Origin of the sequence: Streptosporangium canum, from assembly GCF_900113865.1 — a bacterium.
GTDB classification, from domain to species: Bacteria; Actinomycetota; Actinomycetes; order Streptosporangiales; family Streptosporangiaceae; genus Streptosporangium; species Streptosporangium canum.
The window spans coordinates 50,259-61,701 of the sequence record NZ_FOQY01000012.1 but is presented as its reverse complement, the minus strand read 5'-3'; the positions used below and the strand labels follow the sequence as shown (position 1 = coordinate 61,701).

At 71.5% G+C, this 11,443-nt stretch carries 7 protein-coding genes; 1 reads left to right on the top strand and 6 read right to left on the bottom strand.

The annotated features are described in order from the left end of the window. Positions 1–290 precede the first annotated feature (290 nt). The 5 genes from BM085_RS44505 to BM085_RS19155 all read right to left on the bottom strand — a co-directional run bounded on the left by BM085_RS44505 (position 291) and on the right by BM085_RS19155 (position 7,819). Positions 291–872 (bottom strand): hypothetical protein, encoded by a 582-nt coding sequence (locus tag BM085_RS44505; RefSeq protein WP_177245166.1) that lies wholly within the window; start codon positions 870–872, stop codon positions 291–293. Positions 873–1,830: 958 nt separating this feature from the next. After that, the gene (locus tag BM085_RS19170) at positions 1,831–2,220 is read right to left on the bottom strand and encodes an SSI family serine proteinase inhibitor (protein ID WP_093888326.1); all 390 of its coding nucleotides are present in this window, start codon (positions 2,218–2,220) and stop codon (positions 1,831–1,833) included. A gap of 579 nt (positions 2,221–2,799) precedes the next feature. Further along, complete coding sequence (locus BM085_RS19165; RefSeq protein WP_093888325.1) at positions 2,800–3,555, bottom strand: ABC transporter ATP-binding protein; 756 nt, start codon at positions 3,553–3,555, stop codon at positions 2,800–2,802. Between the two features lie 124 nt (positions 3,556–3,679). Then, the gene (locus tag BM085_RS46840) at positions 3,680–6,376 is read right to left on the bottom strand and encodes an ABC transporter permease subunit (protein ID WP_093888324.1); all 2,697 of its coding nucleotides are present in this window, start codon (positions 6,374–6,376) and stop codon (positions 3,680–3,682) included. A gap of 183 nt (positions 6,377–6,559) precedes the next feature. After that, positions 6,560–7,819 (bottom strand): ABC transporter substrate-binding protein, encoded by a 1,260-nt coding sequence (locus BM085_RS19155; RefSeq protein WP_093888323.1) that lies wholly within the window; start codon positions 7,817–7,819, stop codon positions 6,560–6,562. Between the two features lie 216 nt (positions 7,820–8,035). Between BM085_RS19155 and BM085_RS19150 the strand changes: the two genes are divergently transcribed. Beyond that, positions 8,036–9,139 (top strand): alcohol dehydrogenase catalytic domain-containing protein, encoded by a 1,104-nt coding sequence (locus BM085_RS19150; RefSeq protein ID WP_093888479.1) that lies wholly within the window; start codon positions 8,036–8,038, stop codon positions 9,137–9,139. A 3-nt stretch (positions 9,140–9,142) separates the two neighbouring features. Here the strand turns inward: BM085_RS19150 and BM085_RS19145 are convergent, their stop codons facing one another. Then, positions 9,143–11,383, bottom strand: a complete 2,241-nt coding sequence (locus BM085_RS19145; RefSeq protein ID WP_245789432.1) for an MMPL family transporter — start codon at positions 11,381–11,383, stop codon at positions 9,143–9,145. Positions 11,384–11,443: the final 60 nt, after the last annotated feature.

The window sequence follows — 11,443 nt, the reverse complement described above, 5'->3', positions numbered from 1 at the left end:
GGATTTCCGGCGGAGTCACCCATGGGCCCCGGATCGACATCCCGCCCCATCGGCGCGTCCGGTCAATCTATTGCACGCCCGAAAAATCCCGCTGGTTTCACATGAGCGCTTTCAGCCTAAAAAAAAGGGATGGAGACGGCTTACCGAGCCGGCCGGCAGGGTCCCGGAAGACCAGGCCCCTGTGATCCGAGAAGACCACAGGGGCCACAGCGCCTGTCATCACACCAGGGCGATGCCCGAGCAGCAGGACCCGACGGTCCCACAGGACCCCACGGCGCCGAAGAGATTGATCAGACCGACGGGGCCGACAAGCCCGTACGGACCGACAGGGTCCGCAGCATCGGCGAGATCGACGGAACCGGCAAGACCCGCAGGACCCGCAGGACCGGCAGGACCGGCAGGACCCATAGGACCGGCAGGACCCGCAGGACCCATAGGACCCGCAGGACCCATAGGACCTTCAGGACCCGCAGGGCTCTCGGGAGCGGAGAGAGCGGTCGAAGAGCTGAGGTCGATGGCCCCGGCCGTTCCCACAGGGCCCGCAGGACCGGCAGGGCCCATAGGACCTTCAGGGCCGGCAGGACCGGCGAGACCATCGGCACCGGGAGGTCCGTCCAGCCCGTCGGCGCCCGCAGGACCCACAGGGCCCGTAGGACCTTCAGGGCCCGTAGGACCTTCAGGGCCCGTAGGACCTTCAGGACCCATAGGACCGGCCAGTCCATCGGCACCGGGAGGTCCGTCCAGCCCGTCGGCACCCGCAGGACCCACAGGACCCACAGGGCCCACAGGACCAGCGGGACCAGCAGGACCAGCCAGTCCGTCGGCACCCGCAGGACCGGCAGGACCCGCAGGACCGGCCAGTCCGTCGGCACCCGCAGGACCCACAGGACCGGTCAGCCCGTCGGCGCCGTCAACTCCGTCGGCACCCGCGGGGCCGGGTGGACCTGCGGGACCGGGTGGGCCCGCGGGTCCCCGCTGGCCGTCTCTGCCGTGCCTCCCCTTGAAGCCACGGGGCCCGCGACAGCCTCTGTGGCATTCGCAGTGGCTCCGGCATTCACAGTGGCTTCTGCATCCGCAGTGACTCCCGTGCCCGCAGTGGCTTCGCCGGCACCCGGAGGAGTGGTTGCACGCGCCGAGGGCTGCCTCCTCGATGGAGTACGTATACGTGAAGGAGGAAGCGGGAAGCAGGCCGGCACCGCCGATCCCGAACGGGGAGGCGGTTACCTCCCCCTGTCCGGTGGCCGCGTCGGCCGGAGCCTGATTGGACGAGGCGAGAAGGACACCGGCCATGGCCGCTACGGCCAGAGCTCCGACACGCTTTCGGGAGATGCGACTTGACGTCCATCTGTTTCTCCAACGAAGCACTTAATTTCCCCTGACGTTCTTGGTATCGGAAGTTTCCGATCAGTCACGCCGCGGTGGCGATCAGCCAGAAATTATCTTCGAGGAGTCGAATTTCACCCGTTAACATAGTCCAAGAAAAGCAAATATACGCCATGCAAATTAAACCTTCACTCCCCTTAGGCTACTTAGCCCCTTCTGTCGGGATTCAAAGCAGGATCAGGACGTATATGCGCGCTCGACTCCGCCTTCGCGTCGGACAACGGCCCGCCGGGGCCGGGGCGCCGCGCCGCGATCCCGGCCCACCACGCGAAACGCCGATCCGGCGGCGACCAGATCACCGGTCACCCTGCCCACCACCGCCCGGCAGGTGCCCGGCGAGGCTGTCGGCGCTTCTTCCGCCGTCGACCGGCGGGATCCCCGGCGCTCCGGGCGCCGGGGATCTGGGACCGAGCGGAGTGAGTCGCCCGGAGGCCCGCGGAAAGGGCGCTAGAAGGAGAAGACCGGGCCGGTGGCGCGGCGCATCGCGCAGGGGTTGCTGTAGGTGTACTCGAACTGGATGTACCGGCCGTTCCAGATGCCGGTCGCGGTGGCCCTGACGGGGTCCTGCACCTGAGCGCAGACCGTCCACGACGGCGTGATCCTGGCGGGGTCGCCCTGCGCCGGCGTCAGCACGGCGCACGCCCCGCCCGCGTCAGGATGCGTTCCGGACACCGGGGCGCACCCGAGTTGGACGCTCCGTGCCGTGTAGCTCGGGTCCCGCAGCTTCTCGACGGTCAGCAGGAGGTCTTTCGCCATGTCCTGCACGACCGGGTAGCTCGGATACCCGGGGTAGACCGGATAGACCGGGTAGGGACGCGGCGGAATGGGCCACGCCACCGGCCCCGACCCCGGCGGAATGGGCGGGCGGGGGTAGGCCCACGGCGGGATCGGGATGGGGCGCGGCGGGACGGGCCTCGGCGGAACGGGCCGCGGCGGGACGGGCGGACCCGAGTTGATCCACGGCGGAACGGGCCTCGGCGGGATCGGCGGGCCCACCCGGTCCCGGGGCGGGTCCACCTGAGCCTGGGGTGGAATCGGCGTGGCCATGGACAGATCGGAATCGGAAGGCTGTGACCGGACGGCAGCGGAAGCGGTGCCGCCGAGAAGGAAGAGACCGGTGGCGGTCAGGCACAAGAGACGTCGCATGAAATCCCCAATAGATGTGCATGGTTTGAATGGCCAAAAAGGGAGACTTCCGGCCTTTTCGGGGGAATGACGTGCGTCCTGAACTGTGGAAATACTATATCGACCCATCGTGGCATGTCTCGCAGTGACTCGCCATGGAACGTTATCAATCCACCGGTTGCCTCCACAGAAATGGCATAGCGGCAGCGTGGGGCGAAATAGCAGTCAGTGCCATATATCCGCCGCTTTCCGGTAAAATTGGCGAGGATCCGGAGTCGCCCGCCTCTGTCCTCACGGACAGCCGAGATAGGCGGCGCGCACCACGGGGTCGTCGCCGATCTCGGCGGGGGTGCCCGAGGCGATGACCTTGCCGAGGTCGAGGACGACGAGGCGGTCGCAGACGTTCATGACGAAGCCCATGTCGTGTTCGACCAGCAGAACCGTGGTGTCCAGCGCCCTGATGATCTCCTCCATGCGAGCGGCCTGGTCGGCGTCGAGGCCAGAGGTCGGCTCGTCGAGCAGGAGCAGCGAGGGGTGGTCGGCGAGGGCGCGGGCCAGCTCGACGAGACGTCGCCGGCCGACGGGGAGGGCCGCCGCGTAGGCGTCGCGCAGCTCGGTCAGCCCGCACAGCGCGAGCACCTCGTCCACGCGTTCCCGGCGGTCCCGCTCCAGTCGCCGGCGGGCCCGGCCACCGGCCAGATCGGCCGGCAGGCCCCCGCCCCCTCCCCGCCACTCGATCGCGGCCAGCACGTTGTCGGCCACGGTCAGCCGGCCGAACACCTGGGTGCGCTGGAAGGTACGGCGCAGCCCCTCGCGTGCCCGCCGTACCGCCGGAACGCCCGTGGTGTCGCGGCCCGCCACCGAGACGGAGCCCGAGGTCGGCCGGCGGAGTCCGGAGATCACGTCGAACAGCGTGGTCTTGCCCGCGCCGTTGGGCCCGATCACCCCGCAGACCTGGCCTTCGGGCACCTCGAAGGAGACGTCGGTGAGCGCGTGGACGCCCCCGAAGGACACCGACACGGCCTCGACAGCCAACGCTGCGCTCATCGCTCGCCCCTCATCCCTCACTCTTCACCCGGACCACCCGGACCGCCCGGACCGCCCGGGCCGCCCGGCGCGCGGCCCCGTGCCTGGCCGGATCCGCTCCCGCACACGGGATCCCGGGCAGCCCTCACGAGACCCCCAGGTAGGCGGCGGCGAGCCGGGCGCCGTCCACCTCGGCGCGGGGACCGGTCCAGGTGGCCCGGCCCAGGCGCATGAACACGACCGTGTCGGCGAGTCTCAGTGCCGAGGTGGCCTTCTCCTCCACCAGGAGCAGCGCGACGCCGCGCGCCCGGAGCTCGGCGAAGACCTCGAACACCTGCTCCGCGACGAGCGGCGCCAGCCCGAGCGACGGCTCGTCGGCGATCAGCACCCGGGGCGGCCTGACCAGAGCCGGAGCGAGCGTGAGCAGCTGCTGCTCGCCGCCTGACAGCGCACCGGCCGCGACGCCCCTGCGGCGGGCGAGCTGGGGCATCCGTTCGTAGACGGGGCCGGGGTCGGCGAGCCAGGTGCGCAGGTTCTCGTCCACGCTCAGCCCCGGGAACACCCCGCGTCCCTCCGGGGCGAGCAGCACGCCCGCCCCGGCGCGGCGGTGCGCGGGCCAGGAGGTGACGTCCACCCCGTCCAGGATCACCCGGCCGGCCGTCACCGGCAGGTCCCCGGCGGCCACCGCGCAGGTCGTCGACTTGCCCGCGCCGTTCGCACCGAGCAGCGCCACCACCTCCCCCGGCCGGACCGCCAGGTCCACGCCCCGCAGCACCGTGACGTCGCCGTATCCCGCCACCACGTTCTCCAGCCGGAACAGCGCGTCCGGCACGGGCCGGCCCTCCTCCGGGCGGGGGGCCGCGACGGCGGCCGTCACGGGTGCGGCCGCCGCCGCGGCCTCGCGCTGGATGGCGGCCGCCCCCTCGCGCCGCTGCCGGCCCACGCGCCGGCGGTAGCGGCTCTCGGCCATCTGGGCGAGCACGCCGTCGGGGTGCCGGGCCAGGATCATGCCGCCGAGGCCGAACAGGATGGCGCCGGCGTGGGCCGAGATGTGCCATCCGGCCAGCAGTTCGGGGAAGACCGCGGCGATCAGCCCGCCGAGCACGGCGCCGCCGATCCGCCGGACGCCCTGCAGGACCACCACGGCCAGCCAGACGAAGCCGGCGAAGGCGGGCAGGTCGGTGGCGGTGACCGAGCCCTTGAAGGTCGCGAACAGCACGCCGCCCAGCCCGGCGATCCCGGATGCCAGCGCGAACAGCATGATCTTGGTGCGGGGAGCCGAGACGCCCGAGGTGGTCGCGGCGGCGGGGGCCGAGCGGACGGCCAGGACGGCCCGGCCGGAGGCCGAGCGTTCCAGGTTGCGCACCAGCAGGCCGACCAGCCCGATCAGGGCCAGCAGCAGCACGACCCGGACCCGGGGGTCGGTGGTGTCGGTGAAGCCCAGGCTGATCGCGGGCAGCGGCCAGCCGATCGTGCCGTTGCTGAACGCGTCGATCTGGAACAGCACCTGGTCGGCGAGGAGGGCGAGGGCGAGTGTCGCCAGGGTCAGGATCCGCCCGCCCAGCCGCAGCGCGGGCAGCGCGACGAGCACGCCCACCGCGGTCGCCCCCAGGACGCCGAGCAGGATCGCCACCGGCAACGGCAGCCCGGAGGAGAACGCCCAGCCGCAGGTGAGGGCGGCCATCGAGGCGAAGGACGCCTGCGCGAGGTTGACCATGCCGCCGATGCCGGTGACGACCACGAACGAGCAGAAGATCAGCGCGAGGACCAGCCCCTGGGCCACCACGCTCACATAGAAGTCGTCGGCGGACCGGGTGAGGGTCCACGCGAGCAGGACCGCCAGGCCGAGCGCCCACGGCAGGCGCCGCCGCCACATCGGCAGGCCGGCCAGGTGGTCGGGCGGCGGCGCGTCCTCGGCGGCGGACCCGGCGACCCGCTCCTTGGACCGGTTGAGCAGGATCAGCCCCGCGAACAGCAGGATCACCGGAACGGCGGTGCGCAGCCCGGTGACGTCCTCGGCGAAGTCGGCGTATCCGGCGACCAGGTTCTGCACCACGCCGAGCCCGAGGCCGGCCGCGAACGTCCACGGGATCGACCGCAGCCGGCCGAACACCGCGGCCGTCGCCGAGACGAACAGCATCACGGTGAACGCCGTGGAGTCCAGGCCCAGGGTGGAGACCGCCAGTACCCCGGCGAGCCCGGCGAGCGCCGAGCCGAGCGTCCAGGCCATGGCCGAGGAGGCGTCGGCGTCGATCCCGCGCAGGGTGGCCAGCCTGCGGCGGTCCACCGAGGCGCGCATCCGCAGGCCGTACGGCGTGTGCCGCATGAAGGCCCACAGCCCCGCGGCGGCCAGCACCGCGAAGGCGAAGGTGATGAGCTGGTCGGAGTCGAGGTGGACGCCGCCGAAGGTGAAGGTGACCGCCGGGTAGGGGCCGAGGCCGTGCGGCAGGGAGGTGGCGTCGGCGCGCGGCAGCCCGAACGGCTCGGCGACCAGGTCCACGATCCAGAGCCCGAGCGCGGGCAGCGCGATGGTCAGGCCGATGGTCCCGACGATCTGCGCGGTCTCCCCCGCCTGCGCCAGGCCGCGGAACATGGCCCTGTGCAGCACGTATCCGAGCAGCGGCGAGAAGAGTCCCACCGCGACCAGCCCGGCCGTCCAGGCGGGCAGCCCCAGCCCGGCGTTGAGTTCGAAGAACAGCAGCGCGGCCAGGAAGCCGACGGCGCCGTGGGCGAAGTTGAACACGCCCGTCGCCGAGTAGGACAGGGTCAGCCCGGAGGCCATGACCGCGAATACGGCGCCGGTGACGAGGCCGCTGACGATGTAACCGAAGAGCTCCGACATGAAGGGCCTTCACCCCAAGAGTTCGCGCCTGTTTGTCTGCCTTCTCGTGGCGAGGGCCCGCGTTTCCGCCCTCCTCCCGCGGGAGCAGACCTGGGCGCCGGGATGTCCTCGCGGACACCCCGGCCGCCCTTGTCCCGCCGCTCACGTGGCCCGCCAGACTCGCGAGCGGCAAGTTTCCGGCCGCTATCTCAGCGGGACGTTGTCGAAGCACTTCATGTTCTTGGCGACCTTGAACGCACCGCCCTCAAGCTTGACCAGGGCGCCGCAGCCGTTGGGTTCGGTGTGGTCCCTGGGATACCGGATCCTGCCGAATCCGGCGTTCTCGTAGGTGAACGAGCCGTTGGCGGTGGCCAGGAACCTCTCCCTGGTCAGGTCCCTGCCGGTCTGCTCCAGCACCTTGAGGAAGATGTCCGCGGCCCAGTAGCCGATGGCCAGGTGCTGGGTCAGCGCGGTGCCCGGCGCCGCCTTCTCCACATCCGCCCTGAGCTGGGCGATCTCCGGGGCCTGGGACTCGAAGGGCTCGAACATGGGGGCCGCGATCACGCCTTCGAGTGCCTGGGCGGTGGCCGGGTCCTTGAGGATGGCCGCGTCGTAGCTGGTCGCGTCGGACAGCAGGCCCTTGTACCCGGCCTTCTTCAGCGCGGCGTACAGGCCGGTGTTGAACTTGGTGCCGGCGATGATCGAGACCACCAGGTCCGGGGCCTCGCCGCCGTCCGAGGTCATGATCTTGTTGACGTAGGGCAGCCAGTCCGGCGGCGGGGCGGCGGCGGGCAGCCCGGAGTTGAGGCCCGCCAGCGTGAAGCCCGCCGCCTGGAAGGACTGGGAGATGGTCTTGCCTCCGTACTTGCTGCCGCTGGAGTCGGTCGTCTGGATGTAGACGCTCTTGCCCGCGGACCCGCCGATCAGCTCGGCCATCTGGTTGCCCCACCAGGTCTGCGAGCCCGCGCCCGGCTTGGGGGCGAGGCAGCCGTTGTAGCCGAAGCCGGTCTCCGTGCCGCACCACTGCGGGCCCGTCGCCCAGCCGAACCACGGCACGCCCTGCTGCTCCAGGAAGGTCGCGCCGCCGAAGTTGGGCGCGTGCACCGGCACCAGCGCGAAGACCTTGTCCCTCTGGACCAGTTTCTTGGCCGCCGCGTCCCCCTTGGCGGCGTCCTGGTTGTCGTCCTCCGCCCCGGCGAACTCGATCCTGCGGCCGTGCACGCCGCCCGCCTCGTTCGCCCGCTGGAACCGGGCCCTGGCCCCGATCTCGGCGTCCTTGGTCGAGTATCCGCTCGCGCTCGTCTTGGTGAGCACGCCGCCCACCGTGACCGTCGTGTCGGTCACCCCGGCGGCCCCCGCCGCCTCGCCGGGGGCGCCCGCGCCGTTCTTCTGCGCGGCCGCGCAGCCGGCGACGAGCGCCGCCGCGGTCACCAGGCCGATGAGTCGCACTGCCTGCCGTCTCATGGATCACTCCCTGCCGTGCCGCGCGGCTCGCGCCCGGCCCGCAATTTGGCCTAGCGCTCGCTTGGTTTCGTCAGCGTAGATTTGGCACTTCCGGAGTGTCAATGGAGCATCGCCCGGCAGTTGCGGCGCCGCCGGAAACCAAGCAAATGTTTGCTTATGAGCCTGGTCCCGGCTAGCGTGCGGAGCGCACGGGTCCTCGGCGACGGGAGCGGACTGATGTTGATGCGCGCGGCCGTACTCACCGAGTTCGGGGCGGCGCTGGAGATCCGCGAGGTCGAGGTCGCCGACCCCGGGCCGGGCGAGGTCCGCGTCAGGATCAAGGCGTCCGGGGTGTGCGGCTCGGACATCAAGGCACTGGACGGCAAGAGCCCGGTGGTGCGGCGGCCCCCCTTCGTCCTCGGCCACGAGAGCGCGGGGATCGTGGAGAGCACGGGCGCGGGCGTGACCGGGGTCAGGCCGGGCGACCACGTGATCATCGCGATGAACGGCGCCTGCGGGCGCTGCCGCAACTGCGGCGGCGGCCGGTTCCACCTGTGCGGCGGACCGGCCCGGACGGCCGCGATCATGGGCACGATGCGCGACGGCACCACCCGGATCAAGGTGGACGGCGCCGACGCCAAGACGATGATCGGCATCGGCTCGTTCGCCGAGTACGCCGTGGTCAACGAGCCGATGTGCGTGAAGATCGACAAGAGGGCGCCGTTCGACACCATGTGCCTGCTGGCCTGCGGGGTGGTCACCGGGGTCGGCGCGGTGCTGAACGTGGCCAGGGTGACGCCGGGCTCCAGCGTGCTGGTGGTCGGCTGCGGAGGCGTCGGACTGAACGTGGTCCAGGGCGCCGCGCTCGCCGGGGCCACGACCATCATCGGCGCCGACGTGGCCGAGTCCAAGCTGAAGCTGGCCGGGGAGTTCGGCGCCACCCACACCATCCTCTCCGGCGACCTGCCCCGGCAGGTGGGCGAGATCGTCCGGGGCGGCGTGGACTACGCCTTCGACGTCACCGGCGTGCCCAGCGTGCTCGGCGACGCCTTCGCCGCCACCCAGCCCGGCGGCACGACCGTGATGGTCGGCAGCCCGCCCCAGGGCCGGCCGCTCACCATCGAGCCCGGCCTGCTGTTCGCCTCCCGGCGCCTGATGGGCACCCAGGGCGGCGACGCCGCGCCGCTCCGCGACCTGCCCATGCTCGCCGAGCAGTACCTGCGCGGCCGTCTCGACCTCGACCGCCTGGTCAGCGAGCGCGTGCCGCTGGAGGACGTCAACGAGGCGATCCGCCACGTCCGCGAGGGCGCGGTGGCCCGCAGCGTGATCGTCTTCGACTGACGGTCAGCCGTGGCCGGCGACGACGAGCTCCTTGCGGGGCTCCTCGGCGGAGGACTCCTCCTCCTCGTGTCCCTCGATGGAGAGGTTGGGCAGGATCCGGTCCAGCCACCCGGGGCACCACCAGTTGAACCTGCCGAGCAGGACCATGGTGGCCGGGACCAGGAAGCCCCGGATGACGGTGGCGTCCACCGCCACGGCCACCGCCAGGCCGACACCGAAGATCTTGACCATGGGATCGGGGTAGGCGATGAAGGCGACGAACACGGCGACCATGATCAGGGCGGCGGAGGTGATGACCCGGCCGGTCGCGCCCAGCCCCTCGGCCACCGCCCTGCGGTTGTCGCCGTGCCTCAGATACGCCTGCCGTACGGCGGTGAGCAGGAAGACCTCGTAGTCCATCGACAGGCCGAACAGCACCGCGAACAGCATCAGCGGGATGTAGCTGTCGATCGGCACCGTGAAGAACAGCGTGGTCAGGTAGGAGTCGTCCGCGCCCACCGGCGGGTCCATGCCGACCAGCCCGCTGCCCAGTCCGAGGGAGAAGACCAGCGAGAGCGCGCCGAACGCGGCGCCGAGCGAGACCAGGTTCATCAGCGCGGCCTTGATCGCGACCACCGGCGACCGGAACGCCAGGAGCAGCAGCAACGCGCTGAGCAGCACCACGACGCCGACGACCAGCGGGGTGCGGTCGGCGATCCTGGCACTCGCGTCGGACATGGCGGCCACCTCGCCGCCCACGTGCACCCGCGCCCCCGCAACCCGGATCGCCCGCATGTCCTCGACCACCGCCAGCGCCCGAGGATCGCTGGGCGCGTACGCGGTGACGGCCTGGACCAGCACGGCGGTGCCGCCGTCGTTCAGCACGGGCTCGCCGACGTGGGCCACCCCCTCGACCGCGCCGGCCTCCTCCTTCAGGAGCCGGAGTACGGCGGGCGCGGGGTCGCGGTCGACGACCTTCTCGTCGAGGGAGGCGACCACGATCAGCGGCCCGTTGATCCCGGGCCCGAATCCGGCCTGCATGAGCTCGTAGGAGCGGCGGGCGGCGGTGTCCCTGTCACCGTAGCCGTCGTCCAGCGGGCCGAGCTTGAGCGCGAGGGCGGGCGCGGTCAGCGCGGCGAGGACGGCGACGCTGAGCGCGAGCACGCTCCAGGGCCGCTTCGAGACCCAGACCCCCAGGGCGCTCCAGCCCGCGGCCTCGTCCGCCCGCTTGCGCCGGCCCATGAAGGGCAGCCGCAGCGCGTTGACCCGGTGCCCGAGCAGGCCGAGCAGGGCGGGGACGAGGGTGATGGAGGTGAGCACCGCGCAGACGACCGAGATGCCGGTGATCCAGCCGAGCGTCTGCAGCATGGGGAAGCCGCCGAGCAGCAGCGCGCTGAGCGCGATGATCACCGTGCCGCCGGCGAACACCACCGCGCCGCCCGAACTCGCGACCGTCCGGCGCACCGCGTCGTGCACCGGCAGGCCGTCGGCCAGCAGCCTGCGGTACCTGCTGAGCAGGAAGAGCGCATAGTCGATGCCGACGCCGAGGCCGATCATCGTCGCCATGATGGAGGCCTGCTTGGGGACGTCCACGACGTGGCCGAGCAGGCTGATCACCCCCAGGCCGGTCGCGATGCTGACCAGCGCCGTGAAGATCGGGATCATCGCGGCCACCAGCGTGCCGAAGGCGAACAGCAGCACCAGCAGCGCGCAGACCACGCCGATGATCTCGCTGGTCCCGGTCTTGATCTCCTTGTCCGCCGGGGTGGACGCGTCGGCGGGAACCGCCTCCACGCCGAGTGCGCGCACGGGCTCGGCCGCCTCGGAGAGCATCCGGGTGGTCTCGGCCAGCTTGCCGTTGTCGTGGCCCTTGAGCCTGACCGTGATGAGGCCGATCTCCAGGCTGGGCGCCAGGCCGCCGACCCGGTAGGGGGACTGGACCTCCGCCACGTGCGGGACCCGGCGGATCTCGTCCATCGCCCGGTGGACCGCGCGCACCCGGCGCTGGAAGGTGAGGGGGCCGTCCGGGGAGTAGAGCACGATCTGGACCGTGCCCCCCGGGTCGTAGCCGGGGCCGAAGCCGTCGCGCATCAGGTCGTGGGCCCGCTGCGCGTCCGTGCCGGGTATGGTCACGTTGTTGCTCACCGGACCGGCGAACACGATCGAGCCCGCGGTCAGCAGCACGGCGGCGGCCACCCACAGTGCCAGCACGATCCTGCCGTGCCTCGCGCACCAGCTTCCCAGTCGTCCCAGCAGACCAGACATCGGCAACCGCCCCATTAAGTCTGAAATGTGCCTGAAACGCCGTACTGTACGGGCGTACAG